This is a genomic window from Alcanivorax sp. NBRC 101098, assembly GCF_001010505.1.
Taxonomy (GTDB): domain Bacteria; phylum Pseudomonadota; class Gammaproteobacteria; order Pseudomonadales; family Alcanivoracaceae; genus Alcanivorax; species Alcanivorax borkumensis.
Map to the genome: position 1 here is coordinate 644,399 of NZ_AP014613.1, position 26,318 is coordinate 670,716.

At 56.5% G+C, this 26,318-nt stretch carries 22 protein-coding genes and 1 other RNA gene; 22 read left to right on the forward strand and 1 reads right to left on the reverse strand.

Going from position 1 to position 26,318, the window contains the following annotated elements; genetic code table 11:
* Positions 1 to 38 precede the first annotated feature (38 nt).
* The 19 genes from rsmI to lpxC all read left to right on the forward strand — a co-directional run bounded on the left by rsmI (position 39) and on the right by lpxC (position 20,120).
* Positions 39 to 866, forward strand: a complete 828-nt coding sequence (gene rsmI, locus AS19_RS03040; protein WP_011587873.1) for a 16S rRNA (cytidine(1402)-2'-O)-methyltransferase — start codon at positions 39 to 41, stop codon at positions 864 to 866.
* A gap of 108 nt (positions 867 to 974) precedes the next feature.
* Positions 975 to 1,354, forward strand: an RNA gene (gene rnpB, locus AS19_RS03045) — RNase P RNA component class A.
* Positions 1,355 to 1,471: 117 nt separating this feature from the next.
* Positions 1,472 to 2,260, forward strand: a complete 789-nt coding sequence (locus tag AS19_RS03050; RefSeq protein ID WP_035460759.1) for an MBL fold metallo-hydrolase — start codon at positions 1,472 to 1,474, stop codon at positions 2,258 to 2,260.
* 350 nt (positions 2,261 to 2,610) lie between these two features.
* Positions 2,611 to 3,051, forward strand: coding sequence for a division/cell wall cluster transcriptional repressor MraZ (gene mraZ, locus AS19_RS03055; protein WP_011587875.1), 441 nt, complete (start codon positions 2,611 to 2,613; stop codon positions 3,049 to 3,051).
* Complete coding sequence (gene rsmH, locus AS19_RS03060; RefSeq protein WP_011587876.1) at positions 3,051 to 3,989, forward strand: 16S rRNA (cytosine(1402)-N(4))-methyltransferase RsmH; 939 nt, start codon at positions 3,051 to 3,053, stop codon at positions 3,987 to 3,989. Before mraZ ends, rsmH begins: the two co-directional genes overlap by 1 nt.
* Positions 3,989 to 4,255 (forward strand): cell division protein FtsL, encoded by a 267-nt coding sequence (gene ftsL / locus AS19_RS03065; protein ID WP_011587877.1) that lies wholly within the window; start codon positions 3,989 to 3,991, stop codon positions 4,253 to 4,255. The genes rsmH and ftsL overlap by 1 nt, the downstream gene beginning before the upstream one ends.
* A complete protein-coding gene (locus AS19_RS03070; RefSeq protein ID WP_011587878.1) occupies positions 4,252 to 5,973 on the forward strand; it encodes a penicillin-binding protein 2 in 1,722 nt (573 codons plus the stop codon). The genes ftsL and AS19_RS03070 overlap by 4 nt, the downstream gene beginning before the upstream one ends.
* A complete protein-coding gene (locus AS19_RS03075; protein ID WP_011587879.1) occupies positions 5,970 to 7,442 on the forward strand; it encodes a UDP-N-acetylmuramoyl-L-alanyl-D-glutamate--2,6-diaminopimelate ligase in 1,473 nt (490 codons plus the stop codon). Before AS19_RS03070 ends, AS19_RS03075 begins: the two co-directional genes overlap by 4 nt.
* Positions 7,439 to 8,803, forward strand: a complete 1,365-nt coding sequence (murF, locus tag AS19_RS03080; protein ID WP_046961682.1) for a UDP-N-acetylmuramoyl-tripeptide--D-alanyl-D-alanine ligase — start codon at positions 7,439 to 7,441, stop codon at positions 8,801 to 8,803. The genes AS19_RS03075 and murF overlap by 4 nt, the downstream gene beginning before the upstream one ends.
* Complete coding sequence (mraY, locus tag AS19_RS03085; protein WP_011587881.1) at positions 8,803 to 9,885, forward strand: phospho-N-acetylmuramoyl-pentapeptide-transferase; 1,083 nt, start codon at positions 8,803 to 8,805, stop codon at positions 9,883 to 9,885. The genes murF and mraY overlap by 1 nt, the downstream gene beginning before the upstream one ends.
* 16 nt (positions 9,886 to 9,901) lie before the next feature.
* On the forward strand, positions 9,902 to 11,227 hold the full coding sequence (gene murD / locus AS19_RS03090) for a UDP-N-acetylmuramoyl-L-alanine--D-glutamate ligase (protein ID WP_011587882.1): 1,326 nt from the start codon (positions 9,902 to 9,904) through the stop codon (positions 11,225 to 11,227).
* On the forward strand, positions 11,220 to 12,377 hold the full coding sequence (gene ftsW / locus AS19_RS03095) for a putative lipid II flippase FtsW (protein ID WP_011587883.1): 1,158 nt from the start codon (positions 11,220 to 11,222) through the stop codon (positions 12,375 to 12,377). Before murD ends, ftsW begins: the two co-directional genes overlap by 8 nt.
* On the forward strand, positions 12,374 to 13,447 hold the full coding sequence (gene murG / locus AS19_RS03100; protein ID WP_011587884.1) for an undecaprenyldiphospho-muramoylpentapeptide beta-N-acetylglucosaminyltransferase: 1,074 nt from the start codon (positions 12,374 to 12,376) through the stop codon (positions 13,445 to 13,447). The genes ftsW and murG overlap by 4 nt, the downstream gene beginning before the upstream one ends.
* Positions 13,437 to 14,861 (forward strand): UDP-N-acetylmuramate--L-alanine ligase, encoded by a 1,425-nt coding sequence (gene murC, locus AS19_RS03105; protein ID WP_011587885.1) that lies wholly within the window; start codon positions 13,437 to 13,439, stop codon positions 14,859 to 14,861. The genes murG and murC overlap by 11 nt, the downstream gene beginning before the upstream one ends.
* Positions 14,854 to 15,777, forward strand: a complete 924-nt coding sequence (locus AS19_RS03110; RefSeq protein ID WP_011587886.1) for a D-alanine--D-alanine ligase — start codon at positions 14,854 to 14,856, stop codon at positions 15,775 to 15,777. Before murC ends, AS19_RS03110 begins: the two co-directional genes overlap by 8 nt.
* Positions 15,770 to 16,546: a cell division protein FtsQ/DivIB gene (locus tag AS19_RS03115; protein WP_011587887.1), complete on the forward strand. Its 777-nt coding sequence runs from the start codon at positions 15,770 to 15,772 to the stop codon at positions 16,544 to 16,546. The genes AS19_RS03110 and AS19_RS03115 overlap by 8 nt, the downstream gene beginning before the upstream one ends.
* 13 nt (positions 16,547 to 16,559) lie before the next feature.
* Positions 16,560 to 17,795 (forward strand): cell division protein FtsA, encoded by a 1,236-nt coding sequence (gene ftsA, locus AS19_RS03120; RefSeq protein ID WP_007151175.1) that lies wholly within the window; start codon positions 16,560 to 16,562, stop codon positions 17,793 to 17,795.
* Between the two features lie 134 nt (positions 17,796 to 17,929).
* Positions 17,930 to 19,096 (forward strand): cell division protein FtsZ, encoded by a 1,167-nt coding sequence (gene ftsZ, locus AS19_RS03125; RefSeq protein ID WP_035460637.1) that lies wholly within the window; start codon positions 17,930 to 17,932, stop codon positions 19,094 to 19,096.
* 109 nt (positions 19,097 to 19,205) lie between these two features.
* The gene (gene lpxC / locus AS19_RS03130) at positions 19,206 to 20,120 is read left to right on the forward strand and encodes a UDP-3-O-acyl-N-acetylglucosamine deacetylase (protein ID WP_011587889.1); all 915 of its coding nucleotides are present in this window, start codon (positions 19,206 to 19,208) and stop codon (positions 20,118 to 20,120) included.
* 146 nt (positions 20,121 to 20,266) lie between these two features.
* Here lpxC and AS19_RS03135 read toward each other — a convergent pair whose 3' ends face one another.
* Positions 20,267 to 20,713: a hypothetical protein gene (locus tag AS19_RS03135; protein WP_046961683.1), complete on the reverse strand. Its 447-nt coding sequence runs from the start codon at positions 20,711 to 20,713 to the stop codon at positions 20,267 to 20,269.
* Positions 20,714 to 20,812: 99 nt separating this feature from the next.
* Here AS19_RS03135 and AS19_RS03140 point away from each other — a divergent pair, with 99 nt between their 5' ends.
* The 3 genes from AS19_RS03140 (at position 20,813) to argJ (ending at position 26,160) form a co-directional block, all read left to right on the forward strand.
* On the forward strand, positions 20,813 to 21,745 hold the full coding sequence (locus AS19_RS03140) for a M23 family metallopeptidase (RefSeq protein ID WP_011587891.1): 933 nt from the start codon (positions 20,813 to 20,815) through the stop codon (positions 21,743 to 21,745).
* A gap of 256 nt (positions 21,746 to 22,001) precedes the next feature.
* The gene (gene secA, locus AS19_RS03145; RefSeq protein WP_046961684.1) at positions 22,002 to 24,725 is read left to right on the forward strand and encodes a preprotein translocase subunit SecA; all 2,724 of its coding nucleotides are present in this window, start codon (positions 22,002 to 22,004) and stop codon (positions 24,723 to 24,725) included.
* A gap of 211 nt (positions 24,726 to 24,936) precedes the next feature.
* A complete protein-coding gene (argJ, locus tag AS19_RS03150; protein ID WP_082116340.1) occupies positions 24,937 to 26,160 on the forward strand; it encodes a bifunctional glutamate N-acetyltransferase/amino-acid acetyltransferase ArgJ in 1,224 nt (407 codons plus the stop codon).
* Positions 26,161 to 26,318: the final 158 nt, after the last annotated feature.

Consider the following 26,318-nt stretch of genomic DNA (forward strand, 5'->3'; position numbering starts at 1 on the left):
GCTTTCCGGGCGTCTTAACACTTGAGTAGTGCACGAATATGAGCGGGATTTTGTTTATTGTCAGTACGCCGATCGGTCATTTGGATGATATTACCCGTCGTGCGGTTGACGTACTGGCTGCGGTGGATTGGATTGCAGCAGAGGATACTCGGCACAGCCAGCGCATGCTTGATCAGCTAGGTATACGCAATCGCATGATTAGTTGTCATGACCACAATGAAAGCCAGCGTAGTGATGAACTGGTGAGCCGTTTGCTGGGTGGTGAGCAGGGGGCTCTGATCAGTGATGCGGGCACGCCATTGATCAGTGATCCCGGCTACAGGTTGGTTCGCGCTTGTCAGGAAGCGGGAGTGAGTGTTGTGCCGATTCCCGGTGCTTCTGCCTTGTTGGCGGCGTTGGCTGCGGCGGGTCAGCCTTCTGATCGTTTCTTATTTGAGGGCTTTGTGCCTGCCAAGGGGGCGACGCGTCAGCAGGCTATTGCGCGACTGGCGGGCCTCTCCGTCACCAGCATTATTTATGAAGCGCCTCACCGTGTGCTGTCTTTCCTTGAAACATTGAAATCGCTGGTTGAAAAAGATCGTGAAATTACCCTATGCCGTGAGCTGACCAAGCAATTTGAGACGATTCGGCGTGGCCCGGTGGCGGAAATCTGCGACTGGGTGGCATCGGATAGTAATCAACGTCGCGGTGAGTTGGTGCTGGTGTTGTCGCCGCAGGTCCACTCCTCAGCATGGACAGAAAAGGACGAAGCACTGGCCAAAACGCTGTTGGCGGAATTGCCGGTGTCGCGGGTGGCAAAAATCTTGGCGGCCCATACCGGGTTGAAGCGGCAGGAACTGTATGTGCTGTTGGAAGAGATGGGTTGAAGAGCGCAGGAGGGTTTGCCTGGGGCTGCGTGTCGTGTTTCAACTTTAAACGTGCAACTTGCGCCTATGCCTCTGGCTTACCGGCGCCCATACGACTAGAATCCCGCCCGGACCGGTTAGACAGTCGCTGGCGGTGGTTCTTTTAAAGAATGGCCGCTGGAGGAAAGTCCGGGCTCCAAAGGGCAGGGTGCCAGGTAACGCCTGGGGGCCACACTGGGAACGGTGTGGTTACGGCTAGTGCCACAGAGAAGATACCGCCTTTTCCTTCCTCGCGTTGGAATCGGTAAGGGTGAAAAGGTGCGGTAAGAGCGCACCGCGCTGCTGGTAACAGTGGTGGCAGGGTAAACCCCACCCGGAGCAAAACCAAATAGGGATCCGTTGGCGTGGCCCGCGCTGGATCCGGGTAGGTTGCTAGAGGTTTGTGGCGACGCAAACCCAAGATGAATGACTGTCCACGACAGAACCCGGCTTATCGACCGGTCCACCTTTTTTACCGCCATAGATGGCCTCTATCGCCTGTTAAGGGCGCAAGTTGATGTACGTCATTATGGTGATTTTTCATGCTGTTAGGCTACCGGCCTCGCTTACGTGGTGCGGAGTCCAGCATGGCACAAGTTGATACTCTCTTTAGTGAAGATGGCCACGAAGTGCTGCGCTTTGCTGACCTAGTGGTGGGCGAGGGAGTGCAAGCGAATCAATTCTGTATTCGCCACAACGACCGGGCGGCGCTAATCGACCCCGGCGGCGATCTTACCTATACCCCTTTGGCCATTGCCCTCAGCCGTCGCGTTAATTTAGACGGTTTGGACTATATTTTGGCATCCCATCAGGACCCGGACATTATCGCGTCATTACCGCGCTGGTTGATGCATACCCGGTGCCAGGTGGTGGTTAGCCGTCTGTGGTCCCGCTTTCTGCCGCATTTAGCGTCGTCCTATGTGACGGGTAAGATGGGTGAGCAGTTGCAGGCGCGAATTTTGGGCGTCGCCGATGAGGGCAAGGTGTTGCCGTTTGCCGGCACTGAGTTGTGGGTTTTGCCGGCGCACTTTTTGCACTCGGTGGGCAATTTCAGCTTCTATGACCCGCTCAGTGGCATTCTCTTCTCCGGGGACATCGGAGCCAGTCTGGACGGTGAAGAGGGGCAGGTGGATAATTTTGCGGATCACTGTCACAGCATGTTGGGTTTTCATCGGCGCTACATGGCCAGTAATCGAGCTTGCCGGCTGTGGGTGGCGATGGTGCGCAAGTTGGCGCCACGAATGATTGTGCCTCAGCATGGTGGTTACTTTGAAGGCGCCAATGTGGATCATTTTTTGGGTTGGCTGGCGTCGCTGGAGTGCGGCGTGGACTTGCTGGATAGTGGAAATTACCGGCTGCCATCGAGATATGGGTGACGTGATTTCTTTCCGGCATATAAATGCAATTGTTAATAGCAAATTAATCTAAAACTTAAAGTGCTTTCTCTTCTGCGCGTCCCAGCGCCCTGATTCATCACGGAACTCCCTCCGTTCGTCGCTTCCTTGTTCGTTCTATTCTGTTTAAATGCCCCCTAACAGACTGATTTTTTTGGGAATTCTTTTACGTTTCTTCGGTGTGTCACGCTTGACTTGAGCTTTGCTGTGGCCCTAGAGTGTCTCAATGTGGTGGAAAGTGGGAAAAAGTGGGAATTTCCTGGTGGCTGGTGTCATGAAGTGGGGCAAAAGCCTAGGAAGGAACCGCATAACCAAGAGCAAGAGGATGGCCAGTGTTTACTGGGAGCGCAGCACTCAATCTGGATGCCAAAGGGCGGCTAACCATGCCGACTCGGTACCGTGCGTCGTTAATCGACACGTGCGGTGGCCAGCTTGTGCTTACGCTGCACCCCTTTGATGACTGCCTGGCGCTCTACCCGCGTGCTGAATTTATGGACACCGCAAAAAAACTGTCTGAACAGCGCGACTCCAACCCGCAGGTTCGCCAGCTCAAACGGCGTTTCTTGGGCCAAGCCGCTGAAATTGAGATGGACGGCAGTGGTCGTTTGTTGGTGCCGCCGGAATTGCGGGCGGCAATTAACTTGGAGAAACGCGCCATGCTGATCGGCCAGCTGCACCGTTTTGAAATCTGGAAAGAAGAGAGTTGGGCCGATGTGGATGGCACCCTGGACCCGGCAGCGTTGCCGGAAAGCGTGCAGGAGCTGTCGTTCTGATGACGACCGAGGACACGCAGTACGCACACCAGCCGGTAATGCTGGAAGAGGTGCTGGATATGTGGTTCAGCCAGAGCGAAGGGTTTTATGTGGACGGCACTTTTGGTCGTGGTGGCCACAGCCGTGCCTTGCTTTCGCGCCTGGGTGAAAACGGTCGCCTTATCGGTATTGATCGCGACCCGCAAGCAATTGCTGCTGGCCAGCAATTGGCTGCTAGCGATAGCCGTTTTCATATGATGGCCGGCCGCTTTGACTGCCTGCCACAAGCGGTGGAGCAGGCCGGTCGGCCGATTGACGGTTTGTTGCTGGATCTGGGCGTTTCTTCGCCACAGCTGGATGATGCGGCGCGCGGTTTCAGTTTTCTGCGTGACGGTCCTCTCGATATGCGCATGGACCCGACCCAAGGCGAGAGCGTGGCCGAATGGTTGTCCTACGCAGCGGAAAAAGATATCGCCAATGTGCTGTATCGCTACGGCGAAGAGCGCAAGTCTCGTTGGATCGCCAAGCGTATTTGTGAAACCCGCAAAGAGCAGCCGATTACCCGCACCCTGCAGTTGGCCGACTTGATCGAGTCCGTGCTGGGGCGTAATGAGCAGGGTAAGCATCCGGCGACGCGCAGCTTTCAGGCCCTGCGAATACATATAAACGGGGAGCTGGATGCACTGGATCAGGTGCTCGAACAGTCCCTCGAGACGCTCGCCATCGGCGGGCGTCTCGCCATTATTAGCTTCCATTCTTTGGAAGACCGGATCGTGAAATTATTTATTCGTGATCATTCCGGCCGGGCACCGAAAGGGCGCGGTGGTCTGCCGTTGGGTGATGAACTGCCTCAGCGGCTGGAGCCGGTGGGTAAGGTCATGCGGGCCAGCAAGGCTGAGCTGAAAGTGAATGTGCGCTCGCGTAGTGCGGTGCTGCGTATTGCGGAGAAGGTGGCCTGATGGCGGCGCCGTGGATGATTCGCGTATTGGTCGTGATGGTCGTGATGTCTGCGCTGGGTGTCAGTTATAGCGTGCATCAGGCGCGGCGTCTCACGGATGAAAGTCAACGTTTACAGCAGCGACAGACTCGATTGGAAACCCAGTGGAGCCAATTGTTGTTGGAGCACAGCACCTGGGGTAGTTACGCCCGGGTGGAGCGCCTGGCTAGAGAAAAGCTGGGCATGAAGTTACCTAAGACGAATGAGAGAGTGCTGATCAGGCCATGAAGAAACAGGCCCGCAAGATACGGCAACCGAATCACCTGATGCGCTGGCGCTTTGTGCTGGGCTTCTGGTCGGTGTGTGCCTGCCTGTTGTTAATTCGAGCGGTGGATCTTCAGGTTATTCAGCATGATTTTTTGGCCCACCAAGGGGACATCCGCAACCTGCGGGTGGAGCCGCTGGCGGCTCATCGGGGTGTAATTCGTGATCGTGCGGGTAAGCCATTGGCGGTGAGTACACCGGTGGTGACGCTCTGGGTGAATCCCCGCGAAGCGATGGAGCACCAGGATCAGTGGGGGCGTTTGGCCGGTAATTCGGTGATTGATCAGAAAGCGTTTGCCCGCAAGGTTCGCCGCCATAAGTCCCGTGAATTTATCTATTTGGAGCGGGGGTTAGCACCGGAAACGGCCAAGACAGTGTTGAGTTTAAATGTGCCCGGTGTCTATGCATTGACAGAATACCGTCGCTATTACCCGGCCGGTGAAGTGGCAAGCCATGTGGTGGGCTTCACCAATATCGATGATCAAGGGCAAGAAGGTATTGAGCTGGCTCTTGAAGATCATTTGTCCGGGCATTCCGGTCGTAAGAAGGTGGTGCGGGATCTGTTGGGCCGGGTGATTCAGGATATCGAAGTGCTGGAACCGGCGGAACCGGGTGAAGATGTCACGCTCAGCATCGACCTTCGCCTGCAGTATCTGGCCTACCGAGAACTGCTCGGAGCGGTACAAAAATTTAATGCGAAAGGGGGCAGTGCGGTTGTGTTGGATGTGCGCACCGGCGAAGTATTAGCCATGGTGAATCAGCCAGCCTACAACCCCAATAATCGTGGCAACCTGGATACCGGGGCGCTGCGTAATCGCGCTGTGACTGACCTGTTCGAACCAGGCTCCACCATGAAGCCCTTTACTGTGGCGGCGGCGTTGGAAATGGGCATGGTCACGCCGTCCACTACCATTAATACTCATCCAGGCACACTGCGGGTGGGCAGCAAAACGATTCGAGATCACCGTGATTACGGTGTTATCGATATCACCACTGTGCTCACTAAAAGTTCCAACGTGGGGACCAGCAAGCTGGCGTTAGCCATGGATTCGCAGGCATTGCCGGGCTACCTGGAGCGCTTTGGTTTCGGGCAATCCACCCACATTGCGTTTCCTGGCGAAAGCGATGGGCTGTTGCCGCTGCGCAGTAAATGGCGCGATGTTGAACGAGCGGCCCTGTCCTATGGTTACGGTTTGAGTGTCTCTGCGGTGCAGTTGGCTCAGGCCTATGCGGTGATCGCTAACGATGGCGTCAAAGTGCCGTTGACCTTGAAGAAAGTGGATCAGCCGCCGCAGGGTGAGCAGGTGATCGGCAAGGCGACGGCTCGCCAGCTGGTACAGATGTTGGAAACGGTGGTCAGTCGTGTTGGCACCGCGCGCCGGGCCCAGGTGCCAGGCTATCAGGTGGCAGGCAAGACCGGCACCGTGCACAAGGTGGTGAACGGTGGTTACGCCGATGATAACTATATTGGTCTGTTTGCTGGGTTGGCCCCGGCAACGGACCCGCGCATTGTCACCGTGGTGGTGATTGATGATCCGGCGGGTGATGCCTATTACGGTGGGCTCGTTGCGGCGCCGGCATTTTCTCGCATTATGAGTGGCGTGTTGCGCTCGCTCCATGTGCCACCGGACAAGCCTGACGGGCTGCTGGCCGGCGGGCCGGACGGGGAGGATCGCTCATGATGACTCTCCAGCAACTGCTGCCTAATACCACCCTGCCTGCTACTGCGGCGGGTGTTGTGCTTTCAGGGTTACAGCTCGATAGCCGCAAAGTTATGCCCGGTGATGCTTTTTTGGCCGTGCAGGGCGTGGCCAGCGATGGTCGCCAGTTTGTCAGCCAGGCGATTGCTGCCGGTGCGGTGGCAGTATTGGCTGAGGCAGAGACATTTTCTGTTCAGCAGGAGCAGGCGGTGCCACGGGTGAATTTCCCCGGTCTGAGCCGTTCGGTGGGTGAGCTCGCGGCCCGTTGGTACGGGGAGCCTGGCTCGGCCATGAATGTGGTGGGTGTGACGGGTACCAACGGCAAAACCAGCATTACTTGGTTCCTGCGTGATGCACTGAATGCGCTGGGCCATCGCTGTGCGCTGGTCGGCACACTAGGCTTAGGCTTAAAAGATAATGAACAGATTACCGGCCATACCACTCCGGATCCGATTACCCTGCAGGCCGGCTTAGCCCGAGTCCTTGAGGCGGGTGCCGATACAGTGGCTATGGAGGTGTCTTCCCATGCGCTGGATCAGCATCGGCTGGGTCCGACTCCGGTGTCGGTGGCTGTATTCAGTAACTTGAGCCGCGATCATCTGGATTACCACGGCGACATGGAAGCCTATTTGGCAGCCAAATCTGTGTTATTCACCCGTGACGGCGTGAAGTTGGCGGTGATCAATTGTGACGACCCGGTGGCGTATTCGTTGGTGGGTTGCCTGGCCGATGGCGTACGCTGTGTGACCTTCGGCGATCAGACCGGTGCCACCGTGCGTTGTGCGTCTGTGGCGTTCACCGCCGAAGGCACCAATGCCGAACTGAACGTAGGCGGAGAGTCCTTCTCGGTCACTTTGCCGCTGTTCGGCCGTTTCAACCTCAGCAACCTGATGGCCGTTGCCGGTATTCTGCATGGACAGGGTGTCAGCACGGATTCACTGGCTGGAGCTCTGGCTGCGATAACACCAGTGCCCGGTCGCATGGAACCGGTGCAGCAAGCTGGCTGTCCCACGGTGATTGTCGATTACGCCCACACTCCGGATGGGCTGGAAAAAGCTCTGCAAGCCTGTCGTGCGCACTTCGCTGGCCGCTTGTTCTGCATCATTGGTTGCGGAGGCGACCGGGATACCGGCAAGCGCCCACAAATGGCCGCGGTCGCTGAGCGTGGCGCGGACCACGTGGTGTTTACCAGCGATAATCCGCGTAGCGAAGATCCGCAAAAAATCATTGATGAAATGTGCGCTGGTCTCACTGACACAGGGTCAGTGCAGATCATTGTTGAACGTGATCGAGCGGTGATGGATACGGTGCAGGCGGCCAGTGACGGCGATGTGATTCTGCTTGCCGGCAAAGGCCATGAGGATTATCAGGAAGTGAATGGTGTGCGTTACCCCAGTGATGATCGCGATCTGGCCCACAAGGCGTTCAACGCTCGGGGAGGTGCACAATGATGTGGCTGTCACAGATCGCCCAGTGGACCGGCGGTGCCCTGCACGGTGACGACTTGAAAGTGAATGCGGTCGCCACCGATACCCGCGATATTGAACCCGGCTGTCTGTTTGCCGCGCTGCGCGGTGAGCGCTTTGATGCCCATGATTTTCTAGCGTCTGCCAAAAACGGTGGCGCGATTGCTGCTTTGGTCGAGCACGAGCAGGACTGTTTCGACAACGTTGTGCAGGTTGCCGATAGCCGTAAAGGTTTGGGGCGACTTGCCGGTGGCTATGCCGCTCAGTTCGGCATGCCCCGCCTGGCGGTGACCGGTAATGCCGGCAAAACCACCGTGAAAGAAATGGCGGCGACCATGTTGGGCGAAGGTACCTTGGCCACCAATGGCAATTTTAATAATGACGTGGGTGTGCCGCTAACTCTGCTGCGGCTGCGTGCCGAGCATCGTTATGCCGTGATTGAGCTGGGTGCCAATGCACCGGGCGAAATTGCGTGGACCAGTTCGTTGACGCGCCCGCAGGTGGTGTTAGTCACGAATGTAACCGGGGCGCATCTAGAGGGCTTTGGCTCCATGCAGGGCATAGCCGACGCCAAGGCAGAAATTTTTACCGGTTGTACGCAGGGCGGTCAGGCGATCGTGAACAACGATGATAGCTTTGCCGATTTTTTTGCAGAAAAAGCCCGTGCTGCGGGGTTGACCGTGGTGCGGGTGAGTATGGACGAAAGCACACGGGCCGGAGCCGACCTGTATGCAGAGAACATTGTCCTCCACCGCGACAGTGCCGAGTTCGTACTTCAGCCGCTGGGCGACGCTGTGCTTGTCCCGCTGCCGGGGGCGCATCAGGTGAGTAATGCCCTGATGGCCTGCGCAGCGGTCAGCGCGCTAGGTGCTAGTTTGCCTCAGGTGTTGCCGCGACTGGCAGCGCTCAAGCCCGTGCCTGGGCGGATGCATATTCAATCCGCCGGCACCGGCACGGTGGTTGACGATACTTATAACGCTAATCCGGGCTCGGTACGTGCAGCCATCGACTGGTTGGCCGCACAGCCCGCACCACAAATGCTGGTGCTGGGAGAAATGGGTGAGTTGGGCCCGCAGGCGGACAGCCTGGTAGAAGCATTAGGTGAATACGCTCAGCAGGCCGGCATTGCCGGTTTGGTGGTGATGACCGGTGCAGCAGCAGCTGCACGGGGCTATGGCGAAGCGGCAAACATTGCTAAGGACTATCAACAGGCGGCGAATTGGAGTGCCCCAGTGCTGGAACAAGGTGGCACTGTGTTGGTGAAAGGGTCGCGCAGCGCCGGTATGGAAGCGGTGGTAAGGCTGTTGGCGACACAAGAACACACACTCACACAGGGGGCACGCTGATGCTGCTTTGGCTGGCTGAATATCTTGCGCAATACCACAGCGGTTTTCTGGTGGTGCAGTACATCACTTTGCGCGGCATCTTAAGTGTTCTCACTGCTTTGTTCATCGCTTTTTGGGTCGGCCCGATCATGATCCGCATGCTGCAGGAAAAACAGGTGGGTCAGGCGATCCGTGATGATGGCCCGAAGAGCCATCTGAGCAAGGCCGGCACCCCCACCATGGGCGGCGCGCTGATTCTGGTGGCCATCGTTATTTCCACCTTGCTGTGGGGCGACCTGGAAAACCGTTTTGTATGGATCACCTTGGGTGTGTTGTTTGTTTTCGGCGCCGTGGGCTGGGTGGATGACTGGCGCAAGGTGGTGGAAAAGAACCCGCGGGGCCTGCCTGCTCGCTGGAAATATTTGTGGCTGTCTGTTGGTGCGCTCGGCGCTGGGTGCGCCTTGTTCTTCACCGCGCAGAGCCCGGTGGAAACCCAGTTGATCGTGCCGTTCTTCAAAAGCGTCGCCATCAATATGGGCTGGTTCTACATCGTGCTGACCTATTTTGTGATTAACGGTACCAGCAATGCGGTGAATCTCACCGACGGGCTGGATGGCCTGGCGATTATGCCCACCGTGCTGGTGGGCGGCGCTCTGGGCATTTTTGCTTACGCCGGTGGCCATGCCGAGTTCGCTACGTATTTGCAGATTCCCTATGTGGCGGGTGCCGGTGAGCTGGTGATTATTTCTGCTGCCCTGTGTGGGGCGGGGTTGGGCTTTCTCTGGTTCAACGCGTATCCCGCTCAGGTATTTATGGGTGATGTGGGCGCGCTGTCCTTGGGGGCAGTGCTCGGTGTGATGGCGGTGATCGTCCGCCAGGAAATTGTGCTTTTCATCATGGGCGGTGTGTTCGTGATGGAAACGGTATCGGTGATGCTGCAGGTGGGTTCGTTCAAGCTCACCGGTCGGCGGATTTTCCGCATGGCGCCTATTCATCACCATTTTGAGCTGAAGGGGTGGCCGGAGCCGAAGATTATTGTGCGGTTCTGGATCATCACCGTGATTCTTGTACTTGTGGGTCTGGCGACCCTGAAAATCCGATAGGGGATTGAGTCAATTTATGGCGAAAGACGGGTTTGATCTGGTCATTGGCCTGGGTGTAACAGGCCGCTCCGTGATCCGCTATCTAACGGATCAGGGTATGCCCGTGCGCGCCATAGATACCCGTGCTGAACCGGTCGGCCTAGACGCCCTGTGCGCAGACTTTCCGGACCTAAAAGTGCATACCGGTGGCTTCAAGAAAGGCTGGATGGGCAAGGCCCGTCGTCTGATCGTGAGCCCGGGTGTGGCGGTGTCCACGCCCGCCATTGCCGAGCAGGTAGTGGATGGCAAAGAAGTGATCGGCGACATTGAGCTGTTCGCCCGTGCGGCCAGTGAGCCGCTGGTGGCCATCACCGGTTCCAATGCCAAAAGCACAGTGACAACGCTGCTGGGGCAAGTGGCAGATGCCTGTGGGATGAACCCAGGTATCGGCGGCAACCTGGGTGTGCCAGCGCTGGAATTGCTGGACGACCAAGCGCGGTTGTACGTTCTTGAGTTGTCCAGCTTTCAGTTGGAAACCACTTACAGCTTGAGTGCGGAAGTGGCCACAGTGTTAAACGTGTCCCAGGATCATTTGGACCGTTACGCCAGCTTTGCAGATTACCTAGCGGCTAAGCAGCGCGTCTATGACGGCTGCCAGGTGGCGGTCTGGAATCGTGATGATTTGGCAACCCGTCCGCCGGCTACGGTGGCCCGGCAGATCAGTTTTGGCGCCCACCCGGAAGCGGATTACCGGCTAGATAGCGAAAACGGTCAACTACTGTGCCGAGGCGAGCCCTTATTGTCGCTGTCAGAGCTGGCGCTCACCGGCCACCATAATGCCATGAATATTCTCTCGGTTCTGGCGATCAGTGATGCGCTGTCTTTGAATCGGGATAAAGCACTGGCCACAGTGAAAACCTTTACTGGGCTGCCGCATCGTTGCCAGCTGGTCGCCGAATCAGGTGGTGTGCGCTGGTTTAACGATTCGAAGGCCACCAATGTGGGCGCCACCTTGGCGGCGCTGACCGGGATCGGTGAAAGCATCGAGGGCAAAGTGATTCTGGTCGCTGGTGGCCTAGGCAAAGGGCAGGATTTCTCTCCGCTGGCCGAGCCTGCCCGGCAGTATTTACGTGCCGCCCTATTGATGGGTGAAGACCGTACTACCGTGGCACAGGGCATGTCTGCGGCGCCCTGTGAACTGGTGGCAGATATGGCTGTTGCGGTACGTCGCGCCCATGCCCTGGCACAGCCGGGCGATGCCGTTTTACTGTCACCGGCCTGTGCCTCGTTTGATCAGTACAGCGGTTTTGCTGCCCGCGGCGATGATTTCACCACCCGTGCCCAGGAGTTGTGCCATGACTGAGCGCATGATCCTGAAAGTAGACCATACGGGGATCGACAAACCGCTGTTGTGGACGGCTATTTTGTTGGCTCTGGCAGGGCTAGTGATGGTGTCATCCGCCAGTTTGCAGATTGCTGAAACTCGTTTAGGTGACCCCTTTTATTACGCCATGCGCCATGGCATTTATTTGGCGCTGGGCCTGGGTGTAGGCGCCTTTGTATATTACGCGGTGCCGCTGGCACTGCTTGAGCGTTTGCGCTTTGTGATGCTGCCTGTGGCGCTGGTGGCATTAGTGATGGTGTTTATTCCCGGGCTGGGCCGTACGGTGAATGGTTCCACCCGCTGGATCGCTTTGCCAGGCCTGACCATTCAGGCTTCAGAAATCGTCAAACTGTGCTTTGTACTTTATCTAGCGGGATATGTGGCGCAACGCAAAGCCGCGTTGGAAACGGAATGGAAGGCCTTCTTGCTGCCGCTGGGTTTGCTGGGTGTGCTGATGCTGCTGTTGCTGCTGGAGCCGGATTTCGGCGCGGTGGTGGTGTTGGGAATTACCGCCATGGGCATGTTGTTTTTGTCTGGCGTGCCGACTCTGCGGTTCTTGCTGATCGGTTTGATTGCGGTGGCACTTGGCGGATTGGTCGCCTTTGCCGAACCTTACCGGGTGGCACGGTTGATGACCTTTACCGACCCTTGGGCAGACCAGTTTGGTTCTGGCTATCAGCTGACCCAGAGTCTGATTGCGTTTGGTCGAGGGCACTGGTTTGGTGTGGGGCTAGGTAACAGTGTACAGAAGCTATTTTACCTGCCAGAAGCCCATACGGATTTTGTCTATGCAGTGATGTCTGAAGAGCTGGGGCTGCTGGGAAATGTGGCGCTAATCGGTGGTTTTATTCTGCTGGGTTGGCGGGTGTTCCGGATTGGCCACCGTTTGGAAGCGCGCGGATTGTTGTACCACGCCTACCTAGTCTATGGCTGTGCCTTCGTATTTTGCTCCCAGGCATTTATCAACCTGGGCGTGAACATGGGGCTGCTGCCCACCAAGGGGCTGACCCTGCCCTTTATCAGCTATGGGGGGTCTTCCCTGTTGATTTCCGCCGTTATGGTGGGGCTGATTTTACGAGCCGGAGCGGAAGCGGACCACCTGAAAGCCAGAGGGAGGGCTGCACGATGAGTGGCACCGTCCTGATTATGGCTGGCGGTACGGGTGGGCATGTATTCCCTGCGCTGGCTGTGGCTGACCAACTGCGCACCCGCGGTTTCGATATTCTCTGGCTGGGCGCGGAAAACGGCATGGAAGGCAACTTAGTGCGCCAGTATGGCTACGAAATTGCCGAATTGTCTGTGTCCCGCCTACGCGGTGGTGGCATCAAGCGTAAGTTGACCGCGCCGTTCAACCTGTTGCGGGCGGTGTTACAGGCGCGGCAGCTGATTCGCGCCCGTCAGCCGGTGCTGGCGGTGGGCTTTGGTGGTTTTGCCAGCGGCCCCGGTGGGCTGGCTGCGCGCTTGTGCAAGGTGCCGGTGGTGGTACATGAGCAGAATGCGGTTCCCGGGCTGACTAATCGCTTGTTGTCTCGTTTATCGACGGTGACCCTGGAAGGGTTCCAGGGTGCTTTTGGTCACCCGCAAGCCTGCTGGGTGGGCAACCCGGTACGTCCGCAGATTACTGCTCTAGAGGAGCCGGCTCGTCGTTATGCACAGCATCAGGGCGGGCTTCGTGTGCTGGTTCTGGGCGGAAGCCAAGGGGCGCTGGTACTTAATCAGGATCTGCCGGAATTACTATTGGCGGTACTGGGTCGCGATATACAGGTGCGCCATCAATGCGGCGCCGGGCGTACCGCTGAAGCTGCACCGATTTACCAGGCGCTGGGGCTGCAGGCTCAGGTGAGTGAATTTATTGATGATATGGCAGAAGCCTACGGGTGGGCGGATTTGGTGATCTGCCGGGCCGGCGCACTGACCGTGGCGGAAGTGGCCGCAGCGGGCGTGGCCGCCCTGTTTGTACCACTGCCCAGCGCAGTGGATGACCACCAGACATTGAACGCCCGTTGGTTGTCAGAGCGCGGGGCTGCCCTGTTGCTGCCCCAACGGGACCTGGGTGCGGTAAGTCTTGCTGGCACCTTGAAACCGGTTGCAGAGCGTGGCCTGTTGGCGCAAATCGCCGAGCGGGCCCGTGAGCAGGCGATGGCGGATAGTGCAGAGCGCGCCGCCACGCTGTGTGAGGAGGTGGCCAATGGCCGATAACGACATTATTCATACGGTGCCGGAGATGCGCCGCATTCGCGGTATCCACTTTGTGGGTATCGGCGGTGTGGGCATGTGCGGCATTGCGGAAGTGCTGGCCAACCAGGGTTATGCCATCAGCGGCAGCGACATTAAGGAATCGCCGGTGCTAGAGCGTCTGCGCAGCCTGGGTGTGAGAGTGGACATTGGCCACCGTGCCGAGAATATCGATGGTGCAGATGTGGTGGTGACCTCCACCGCGGTGAATACCGAGAACCTGGAAGTGGCGGCGGCCCACGAGCGCCGTATTCCGGTGGTGCCACGGGCTCAGATGTTGGCGGAGTTAATGCGCTTTCGTCACGGTATCGCGGTGGCCGGCACCCACGGCAAGACCACCACTACGTCATTAACCGCAGCGATCATGGCGGAGGCAGGGCTGGACCCGACCTTTGTGATTGGTGGCCGTTTGAATAGCGCGGGCACCAATGCGCGCCTGGGACAGAGCCGTTATCTGGTGGCGGAAGCGGATGAGTCCGATGCCAGTTTCCTGCACTTGCAGCCCATGAGCGCCATCGTCACTAATGTTGATGCGGATCACATGCACACCTACGGCGGCGATTTCGCTCAGCTGGAGAATACCTTTATCGAGTTTCTTCACAACCTGCCGTTCTACGGTGTGGCGGTGATGTGTGTGGATGATCCGGTGGTGCGCAAGCTGCTGCCCCGGGTCAATCGTCAGGTGATTCGATATGGCTTCAGCGAGGATGCAGACCTACGTGCGGAGAACGTGCGTCAGGACGGCATGGTGACTCATTTCCGGGTGGTGCGCGCGGAAGGCGAGCCCCTGGACGTGTCGCTGAATATGCCCGGACGCCATAACGTGCTTAATGCGCTGGCCGCTATTGCGGTGTCGGCGGATGAGGGTGCGGGCGACGAGGCCATTATCCGTGGCCTGAACAACTTTACCGGAGTGGGACGTCGCTTTGACGTGCAAGGCGATTATCACTTTGACGGCGGCAGCGCGACGCTGGTGGATGACTACGGTCACCATCCCCGTGAGGTGGCTGCCACCATTGATGCCATTCGTGAAGGCTGGCCGGGCCGTCGCCTAGCCATGCTGTTTCAGCCTCACCGTTATACCCGTACCCAAGACCTTTACGAGGACTTCGTGGAAGTATTGTCCGGTGTGGATGTATTGCTGATGTTAGAAGTGTATGCCGCTGGGGAAGAACCGATTCCCGGTGCTGACGCCCGTGCTTTGTGTCGCAGTCTGCGCAAGCGCGGGCTGGAGCCTGTGTTTGTGGATGACCCGGACAAGCTGCAAGGCTTGTTGGCCAGCCAGCTTCAGAATGGCGATCTGCTCGTCACCCAAGGCGCGGGTAATGTCGGTGCCATCGCCAAGCAGTTGGTTGCTCAGGGAGGCGGCCATGGATAAGCGTGCATTGAAAGAACGATTGAGCCGAGTAGGCCGCGTGGCAGTGCTGGCTGGTGGTCGATCTGCAGAACGCGCTGTGTCGCTGAAGAGCGGTGCTGCGGTACATGCAGGCTTGCGTAACTTGGGTTTGCTCGCAGAGCTGGTGGACCCGGCGGATAAGAGCGTCGATACCTTGAGAGGGTTTGATGCCGCCTTTATTGCCTTGCATGGCCGCGGTGGCGAAGACGGCGTGATTCAAGGCGTATTGGAGCACCTTGAGATTCCCTACACAGGCTCCGGCGTGATGGCGTCGGCTATCGGCATGGACAAGGTACGTACCAAGCAGCTGTGGAAAGGTGCGGGTTTGCCCACGCCAGCCTTTTATGTGGCTGGGCGTGAAGAGGCAGAGTTGGGCTTTCCGGTGATCGTCAAGCCAGCCCATGAAGGGTCGTCCATCGGCATGGCCAAGGCCGATAACACCGAGGAACTGGGCGAAGCGTTAGTGGCCGCGGAAAAATTTGATCAGGACGTGTTGGTTGAAGCCTGGGTCAACGGCCCGGAGTACACCGTGGCGGTGCTGGGTGATGAAGCTTTGCCGGCTATCCGCCTGCAAACGCCCCATGTCTTCTATGACTTTGAAGCCAAGTACCAGTCCGACAGCACGGAGTATTTATGTCCGGCTGGGCTGGATGATGCTGATGAGCAGGCGTTGCGCACGTTGGCGCTCACGGCATTCCGCGTTGCCGGATGCCGTGGCTGGGGCCGGGTAGATGTCATGCGTGATGAGCAAGGCCAGTGGCAGTTGCTGGAAGTGAATACGGTGCCAGGTATGACCGACCATTCTTTAGTGCCGATGGCTGCGAAAGCCACTGGCCGTGATTTCGATGTGCTGGTAGGTGAGATTCTGCTGGACGCGCTGGAGCGGGGTCGTGGCTAAAAACGCGCCCGCGCCGCGTGGCGCCCGCCGCAAGCCGGTTAAAAAGGTCGGCGTACCGCTGCGCGAGCGGGTGGCAACGGCGGTGCCATGGATGCTGGTCGGCTCGGTGGCGATGGTTAGCCTGCTGGCGGTGATCTACCTGCCCGCGGCGCTGGATGGTTACCCGATCCGCAAGGTGGGCGTGGATGGTGTGACCGATGTGCGCCGTCAACAGCAGATAGAAACCGCGTTGGCGGCGCTAGTGCGTGAAGAAAATTATTTCTCTGTGCCGCTGGAGGAAATCTACCAGCAATCTCAGGGATTAAGCTGGGTGGAAGAGGTTTCCGTCCGCCGTCAGTGGCCCGATACCGTGGTGCTGACGGTAGAAGAACGACGCCCGGTGGCCGTGTGGAATGAGTCGGTGTTGGTGTCGGACAGCGGGCAGCCGTTCAAGGCACTGAAGCAGTACGACCTGGACGATCTGCCTCACCTGAATGGCCCGGAACAGCGGTTGGAGGAAGTCATGGGCTTCTACCACAGCATGGGCAAAACGCTGGCGGATGTGGATTTGAGCATTCGTAGTATGGAGGTCAATGCGCGCCTGACCGCGCGCCTGACGCTGAATAACGACATGGAACTGGTGGTTGACCGTGAGCATTACACCACCAAATTACGCCGTTTTGTGCGGCTTTATCGTGGCGTGCTGAACACGGATAGCCGTCAGGTAGCTCGGGTCGATTTGCGTTATGCGGACGGCATGGCAGTGACCTGGCGCGAGCAGCAAAGTTAGGAGAAAGGGTGACATGGCGACTGCAACAGAAAACATGATTGTCGGACTTGATATTGGCACCTCAAAGGTAGTTGCCATCGTCGGCCAGACAGCAGCCGATGGCACCTTGGAAATCGTCGGTCTGGGCTCGCAACCGTCACGGGGCATGAAAAAGGGCGTGGTGGTGGATATCGAAGCCACCGTGCGCTCGATTCAGCGTGCGGTGGAAGAAGCCGAGCTAATGGCGGGTTGTCATATTCACACGGTGTACGCCGGTATTGCCGGTTCCCATGTGCGTAGCCTCAATTCCCACGGCATTGTTGCCATTCGCGACAGGGAAGTGGCCCAGGCAGATATTGACCGGGTGATCGACGCGGCCCAAGCGGTGGCGATTCCGGCGGACCAGAAAACCTTGCATGTGCTGCCACAGGAATATGTGGTGGACAACCAGGAAGGTGTGCGCGAGCCCATCGGTATGAGCGGCGTGCGCTTGGAAGCCAAAGTGCATTTGGTGACCTGTGCGGTGAATGCGGTGCAAAACATCGAGAAATGTGTGCGTCGCTGCAACTTGGAAGTCGATGACGTCATCCTTGAGCAGTTAGCGAGTGCTCACGCCGTGCTCACCGAAGATGAGCGCGAACTGGGTGTCTGCATCGTGGATATTGGCGGCGGCACCACGGATATCGCCATCTTCACCGAAGGCGCCATTCGTCATACCGCCAATATTCCCATTGCTGGGGACCAGGTGACTAACGATATCGCTATGGCGTTGCGCACCCCCAAACAGCATGCCGACGAAATCAAAATCAAGTACGCCTGTGCGTTGACTCAACTGGCTGGCGCAGATGAAACCATCAAGGTGCCCAGCGTGGGTGATCGTCCGCCGCGCACCCTTAGCCGTCAGAATCTGGCTGAGGTGGTGGAGCCACGTTACGACGAATTGTTCACCTTAGTGCAGGCGGAAATTCGTCGCTCCGGATTTGAAGATTTGATCCCTGGCGGGATTGTGCTCACCGGTGGCTCTTCGAAGATTGAAGGGGCAGTGGATTTGGCTGAGGAGATTTTTCATATGCCGGTTCGCCTAGGTGCGCCGCAGGGTATTTCTGGGCTGATTGATGTGGTGAAAAACCCAATTTACTCCACCTCTGTGGGCCTGCTGTTGTACGGCCAGCGCATGGAGAAGGAAGGCACTAGCGCCAAGGCCCAAGCCGGTGGTGGTGAGCTGGACTGGCTGGAACGTATTAAGAGCTGGTTCAAAGGTAATTTTTAGCAAGAATCGCAGCACGCTTCTCGATCAGGGAAGCGTCAGATAAGGGCAAGCGGTTGTTCCGGGCCGCGGCAACATGACCGGAACACTTCGACGTAATGTGCAGTAAACAGGGAAGCAAAAACGGGAGATCAACCATGCAATTTAAACTGGAAGACAGCGTGCCGCATGGCGCGGTAATCAAAGTGGTAGGTGTCGGTGGCGGCGGCGGCAATGCCGTGGATCACATGGTGCGTTCGGGTGTGGAAGGGGTAGATTTCATCTGCGCCAACACGGACGCCCAGGCCCTGCGTAATGCCTCATCCAAAACCGTAATTCAGCTGGGTAGCCAGGTGACCAAGGGTTTGGGTGCGGGTGCCAATCCGGAAATTGGCCGTCAATCGGCACAGGAAGACCGCGATCGCATCGCTGAGCTGTTGGATGGTGCCGATATGGTATTCGTAACAGCCGGTATGGGCGGTGGTACGGGTACCGGTGCCGCTCCGGTGGTGGCCGAAATCGCCAAGGAACTGGGCATCTTGACTGTAGCCGTGGTTACCAAGCCGTTCCCCTTCGAAGGCAAGAAGCGTATGCGTTCTGCCCAGCAGGGGATTGATGATCTGAAAGAACACGTTCATTCACTGATCACCATTCCCAACGAAAAGCTGCAAGCGGTATTGGGCGGCTCCACTAGCCTGTTGGATGCGTTCAAGGCGGCAAACGAAGTATTGCAAGGTGCGGTGAAAGGGATTGCCGACCTGATTGTTCGCCCCGGCATGATTAACGTGGATTTCGCTGACGTGCGCACCGTGATGAGCGAAATGGGCACCGCGATGATGGGCACGGGTACCGCCAGTGGCGACAACCGTGCAGCGGAAGCCGCCCAAGCCGCTATCTCCAGCCCGTTGCTGGAAGATGTGGATTTGCGTGGTGCGCGGGGTATCCTGATTAACATTACTGCCAATGAGTCCATCGCTCTGGATGAGTTCTCGGAAGTGGGTGACATCGTCAGTGAATTGGCTGGGGATGACGCCAATGTGATTATCGGTACTGCCATTGACCCGGATATGGGCGATAGCATCAGCGTTACCGTGGTCGCCACTGGTCTGGGCGCAGCGGCTCAGGAACTAAAAGTCGTGCGGGGCCGTCAGACTCCTGTCGCGGCGGACGGACGGGTGGACTACAGCGATTTGGATCGCCCGGCTGTAGAGCGTAAACGCGCCGCTCAGCAGGCTGCAAGCGGCCGAGGCCAGCAAGCGGTGAGCACCGCCGAAGATCTGGATTTCATCGATATCCCGACCTTTCTGCGCCGCCAGGCCGACTAACGGCCTGGCGAGATGGGTGCAAAATAAGGGTGTTCCAGTATAATCGCGCCCTAATTTTGTGTTGAGGAAAGCGGTATCCTTAGGATACCCGCAGCTGTGTGACAGACTGATGATCAGACAACGAACGCTAAAAAACGTGATCCGCGCCACTGGCGTAGGGCTTCACACCGGCGAAAAGGTCTACATGACCGTGCGCCCGGCACCGGTGGATACCGGTATCGTGTTCCGGCGAGTGGACCTGGACCCTGTTGTGGAGATCAAGGCTGCTGCGGACGCGGTGGGCGAAACCACGCTCTCTTCCACGCTGGTTCAGGATGGCGTGAAAGTGGGTACGGTAGAGCACTTCTTGTCCGCCATGGCGGGCCTCGGGATTGATAACGCCTTTGTGGAGTTGTCTGCCCCGGAGATGCCGATCATGGATGGTAGTGCTGGTCCGTTCGTCTTCCTCCTGCAATCTGCTGGTATCAAGGAACAGGAAGCCGCCAAGAAGTTTATCCGCATCAAGAAAGAAGTGACGGTGCGTGAAGACGACAAAACGGCAACATTCGTGCCTTTTGACGGCTTCAAGGTGACTTTTTCTATCGAGTTCGATCACCCGGTGTTTGAAGAGCGCAACCAGCTGGCCAGTATCGACTTCTCCACGACCTCGTTCGTGAAAGAAGTGGCCCGTGCCCGGACCTTTGGTTTTATGCGCGATATCGAGTTTCTGCGCAGCCAGAACTTGGCGTTGGGTGGCAGTGTCGATAATGCCATTGTGGTGGACGAATACCGTATCCTCAACGAAGACGGTCTGCGTTATGACGACGAGTTCGTCAAACACAAGATGCTAGATGCCATTGGCGACTTGTATCTACTGGGCCACAGCCTGATTGGTGAGTTCATTGGCCATAAGTCTGGCCATGCACTTAACAATGCGCTGTTGCGGGAGATCCTCCGTCAGGAAGACTCCTACGAGGTGGTGACGTTCGAAGATGCCACCGATGCACCTGTGTCTTATATGCGCCCTGTTTTGGCTGCAGAATAAGTAGCGGTAAAGTAAAAAGTAAGTTGGAAAGCGAGTTGGCCGCTTCGGATCAGGATGACCCGGAAGTGATGCTGGCTCCGACCGAAGCAATTCGGTTGTACGTCGAAGTCCTGTGGACCACCTGGCCGTCTCCCGCGGCCAGGTGGTTATTTATCGGGCTCCCCGCGGCTGGCTAGCCGCAGTAATGATGCTTTTAACGCATCATCCTCGATGGCTTCGGCCACTGCTTCTATATGCTGGGCACTTTCTTGGGCTAAATGTGGCCTTACTGTTTCTTTGGCATGCCTATTGCCTTGCATGGGTTGGCGTTTGCCTCCGACCACGATTTTGATCTGCTCCCCGGGCATGGCTTGCTGAAGCTTCGGGAGATGGAAGCGTAAGAGTTGAGCGGTGGCGCTAGTTTCTGTAATGGCCAGCCAGCGGTGTTGATCTTCCACAAGCGTCACTCGCTCACGAAGGGCGGGGGGCAGGCAGTCCAACGGTTCATCTTTCTCTTGTGCAGGAACCTTGCGGGCTTCTTTTACCAAGGCTGACAGAGCGGGGTGACCGCTTAGCAGAGAGAGAAGGGCTTTGGGCGACGTTGTCTTGCTCATGGTTTTTACTTAGACTAGCCTGCAGATTGTAAAAAAAATTATAAGCGTAGTATAACTTGTTGAATTGAATGACTTTTAGATGGTGCGTTACGAAACGTTATGAACATCATAGTCCTTAATAGCAAGCGCGGCCATTCGCGCACACTGCCCGTTCCCCGTCATTGGCCTTGGCTATTGGCTGTGGTGCTGGTGGCGTTTCCTGTCCTTATTGGTGTTAGTGCTTACCTATTGGCTTATAGGGTCGGTGGTCAGCCTGAATTCGCCTCAATGATGACGAAGCGCTTTGCCAGCCAGCTGGAGCAGCAACAGCTGGCGCTCTCTGAACTGGATCAACAAAGCCAGGAACAATTCCGAGCGTTGACCCTTAAGTTGGCTCAGGCTCAAGCGCGTCTGGTTCGCCTGGATGCATTGGGCGAGCGCTTGGTTGAAGTGGCCGACATTGGTGGTGACGAATTCGATTTTAGCAGTGTCCCCGGTGTAGGCGGCCCAGAAGCTTCAGAAGAGGGGGCCAGCTACGAGTTGCCATCGTTTATGGTAGCGCTAGATCAGATGACTACTACGCTGGAGCGTCGCGAACGTCAGTTGGATATTCTGGAGGATCTGTTGGCGGATAAGCAACTGGAAGATCAGACCTACCTGTCTGGCCGTCCGCTGACCAAGGGCTGGATGTCCAGCCGTTTTGGGCGACGTTCCGATCCATTCTCCGGCCGCGTAGCTTGGCATAAAGGGGTCGATTTCGCAGGCAAGGAAGGAACGCCGATTGTGGCCACCGGTGCTGGCGTTGTGACTTATTCCGGTGAGCGCTCTGGTTATGGAAAAATGGTTGAGATTAATCACGGTAATGGTTTGTCCACTCGCTACGGGCACGCTATGGAGCTGCTGGTTGAACCAGGAGAAATTGTTCGAACCGGTGATGTGGTGGGCAAAGTGGGCAGTTCTGGTCGTTCGACAGGTCCACACGTGCATTATGAAGTGCTCAAGAACGGTGCTCAGGTGAATCCTCAACCTTATATTTATCGCGCACGGCGGTAGCAAAATTGTGAAAAATGGCCCCGTAAGGGGCCGTTTTCGTTAAGCGCCCTTGATAACCTAGATTACCACCTTATCTCTTCATCCTATTGTGTTTAGAATGGCTGGGCTTGTGGAAGAAGGCTGCTCATTTGGATTCTGTGCCAGATCTGACGTCTTTCGTGAAGCGCACCTGTTTCGCGCAACAAACTATGTGTGCGGTGAATCACTTTGCCGCCACCGGGCTGTTTGTCCTGACTTTTACTGAACCGGAAGTTTTATGCTGGGTACCATCGTAAAAAAAATCATCGGCACCAAAAATGATCGTGAACTCAAGCGAATGGCAAAGTTGGTCGATGCCATTAATAGCCATGCAGAAGCGATGGCTCAGCTTACCGATGGCGACCTGCAACACAAGACTGAAGCATTCCGGCAGGCCTTTAAAGACGGCAAGACCTTAGATGAATTGTTGCCCGAAGCGTTTGCGGTTGTCCGTGAAGCCTCGACTCGGGTGATGGGCATGCGCCACTTTGACGTGCAAATGATGGGCGGGATTTCCCTGCATGAAGGGCGCATTTCTGAAATGCGTACCGGTGAAGGTAAAACGCTGACGGCGACGCTCCCCGCCTACCTGAACGCACTTTCCGGTGAAGGCGTACATGTGGTTACGGTGAATGATTACCTCGCCGAGCGTGATGCTAACTGGATGCGCCCGTTGTACGAATTTCTGGGCCTGTCTGTCGGCATTATTCTTTCTCAACAGCCCACCGAGCACAAGCGTGCGGCGTATGCTGCGGATATTACCTACGGTACTAACAACGAATACGGTTTTGATTACCTGCGTGACAATATGGCTTTCCGCTTGGAAGACCGAGTTCAACGTGGGTTGAACTATGCCATCGTCGATGAGGTGGACTCCATCCTTATCGATGAAGCTCGTACCCCGCTGATTATTTCTGGCCCGGCGGCGGACTCATCTGAGCTATATCAGGCCGTCAACCTGCTGATGCCGCAGTTGCAGAAGCAGGAAGAAGAAGGCGAGGGTGATTACTTCATTGATGAAAAGCAGCGTCAGGTGGAGCTGACGGAAGCTGGTCATCAGAAAATTGAAGCGCTGTTGGTCAATAACCAGTTGTTGGAACAGGGCGAAAGCTTGTATGCGGCCCATAACCTGGCGTTGCTGCACCATGTGCATGCGGCGCTTAAGGCCCATGCCTTGTTCCATATTGACCGTGATTACATAGTACAAGATGGCCAAATTGTGATTGTTGACGAGCATACTGGTCGTACTATGCCCGGGCGACGCTGGTCGGAAGGCATTCATCAGGCCATCGAAGCGAAAGAAGGCCTCAATATTCAGCAGGAAAACCAGACGCTGGCCTCGACCACCTTCCAGAATTATTTCCGCCTGTATAACAAGCTGTCAGGAATGACCGGTACGGCTGATACCGAAGCACTGGAATTCCGTCAAATCTACGGCATGGATGTCGTCGTGGTGCCGACGAATAAGCCCATGGTGCGGGTTGATGCCAATGACCTAGTTTATCTAAGCCTACAAGAAAAATTCGATGCCATCGTTAAAGAGGTCACCGAAGCGGTGGCTAAGGGTGCACCTGTGTTGGTAGGAACGGCGACCATTGAAGCGTCGGAATACCTTTCCAAACGTTTGAAGCAGGACAAGGTTCATCACGAAGTATTGAATGCCAAGTTTCACCAGCGCGAAGCTCAGATTATTGCCCAAGCAGGCCGTCCGGGAGCGGTGACCATTGCTACTAACATGGCGGGTCGCGGTACGGATATTATGCTTGGCGGTAACCCAGAAGAGCAGATTAAACATATGGAGACTCCGTCCGAGTCGGAAGCGGAGAAAATTCGGGCCGAGTGGCAGGCAAACCACGATACGGTTATGAAAGCGGGTGGCTTGCATATTATCGGCACTGAGCGCCATGAGTCTCGCCGTATCGATAACCAGTTGCGTGGCCGTGCCGGTCGTCAGGGTGATCCGGGCTACACTCGCTTCTTCCTGTCCATGGAAGATGATCTGATGCGAATTTTTGCGTCAGATAAAATTCGTAATCTGATGCGCTCTTTGGGCCTTGAAAATGGTGAGGCGATTGAGCATCGTTGGGTGACCCGCGCGATTGAAAACGCTCAGCGCAAGGTCGAAGGACGCAACTTCGATATTCGTAAAAATTTACTTGAATATGATAATGTGGCTAACGACCAGCGTCAGGTTATATACGGTCAGCGTGATCAGATTCTGGAAGCCGCAGATCTGGTTAACTCGGTGAAAGGGATCCGCCGTGATGTCATCACTGAGCTGGTTCACGACTATATGGCGCCTGGTTCCGTTGAAGACCAATGGGACATTCCTGGTCTTGAAAAGACCCTCGAAGCGGAATTCCAGTGCCACGCTCCTGTGGGGCAATGGCTCAACGAGGATAATCAGCTCCACATCGAAGGCTTGATTGATAAGCTGGTTGAGAGCATGGACGAGGATTATCAGCGTAAAGAGGCGGAAATCGGTACCGAGGACCTGCGCAAAATCGAAAAGCATCTCATGCTGCAAATTCTCGATCGTCACTGGAAAGAGCATCTGGCGAACATGGATCACTTGCGTCAGGGTATTCATCTGCGAGGTTATGCCCAGAAAAATCCCAAGCAGGAATACAAGAAAGAAGCGTTCGAATTATTCCAGGGCCTGCTTAATCAAATTCAGCACGAGTTGATTCGCGTGCTGCACAGCCTCCAGGTGCGTCGCGATGACGAAGTGGAGCGCCTTGAGCAGCAGCGCGAAGAGGAAGCGCGCAAGCAAGCTGAAAAAATGAAGATGCAGACGGTGGCTGAGCCAGGTACGGATGGTAGTGCTCAACCACAACCAAGCCAGCAGCAGGGTGAGCAACCTAAGACCATGGTCCGCAATGGCCGCAAAGTAGGGCGTAACGAGCCTTGCCCTTGTGGCTCTGGTAAGAAGTATAAGCAGTGCCACGGGAAAATCGAATAGAGGCAGCTTCAAGCTATACGATTCAAACTGCAAGAACAAACAAAGCACCGGTAATGCCGGTGCTTTGTTTGTTTGGGTTTGTGGTTTTGGCCTAGCGTTGACGTTTTAATTGGTATGTCGACTTGGTGGCGCCGTCATCTGACAAATACTAAGAGTATGCCGCGACGCTCAATGTTTGGCAGAGCGCTTTTTTCATAGCAAGCTTTAACACATGGATAGCAGGAAACGCGTTATGACACAGTCTGAGTGGTTGTCGGTCCCCGGCGTGCGGCTTGCCGCGGTTGAAGCGGGTATCAAGAAAGCGAATCGTAAGGATTTGGTGCTGCTGGAGTTGGCAGAGGGTAGCCGTGTCAGTGGGGTCTTCACGCTTAATCGTTTCTGTGCGGCGCCAGTTCAGGTGGCGAAAGCTCGCTTGGCCACGACCACGCCTCGCTATCTGATGATCAATACCGGTTACGCGAATGCCGGCACGGGTAAGAAAGGTCTGGAAAACTGTTTGGCGAGTTGTGAGCTGCTAGCCAAAGCGGCGGGCTGTCAGGCGGATGAAATTTTGCCCTACTCCACCGGAGTGATTGGTGAGCAGTTTCCTTTGACGGCGTTTGCTTCCGGTTTGCCAAAGGCTCTGGCTGCGCTCGACCCTCACCATTGGGGACGAGCGTCGGAAGGTATCATGACTACGGATACTTACCCGAAGCTCACCAGCCGGCGGGTGGAAATGAATGGTGTGCCGGTGACGGTGACGGGGATGTCCAAGGGCTCAGGCATGATCAAGCCGAACATGGCCACCATGCTTGGGTTTATCGCCACCGATGCACCAATTGCCAAGCCGTTGCTGGACCAGTGGGTGAAAGCGTTGGCAGATAAATCTTTCAACCGGGTGACGGTCGATGGTGATACCTCCACGAATGACGCCTGCATGTTAATTAGCACGGCCCAGGCGGAAATGGATCAGATTACGGCATTGGATGATCATAGCCAGTTGTTGTACCAGACGCTTGAAGAAGTCTTCACTGAACTGGCCCAGGCCCTGGTGCGTGATGGTGAAGGGGCGACCAAGTTTGTGGAGATTACCGTGGCGGGTGCTGCCAGCGAGAGCGACGCACGCGTAGTGGCAGAAACCATTGCCCATTCACCTCTAGTGAAAACCGCCCTATTTGCTTCTGACCCGAATTGGGGCCGTATTCTGGCCGCCATTGGCCGGGCACCAATTGCGACGCTTGATGTGGACAAGGTTAACGTCTGGCTGGGTGACTTGCCGCTGGTGGAGAAAGGGGGCGTGGCGGATAGTTACCAGGAAGCTCAGGGTGCCGCGGTGATGGCGAAACCGGAAATCACCATACGTGTCGATTTAGCATCAGGGAATGCACAGTGCACGGTCTGGACCTGTGATTTCAGCTATGACTACGTGAAGATTAATGCGGAGTATCGAACTTAAAGACGCATTATGAGACGCATAAGAAGCATATGTTACAACAGAAAAAACGCTATATGCTTGTTGCAAGAACCCAGCGGTAGGTCGAATTAGCCTCAAAGGCGTAATCGCATAATGACAAACCGCTGAGCGCGTAAAGAGCTTGCTTGCACGCAGCTTCT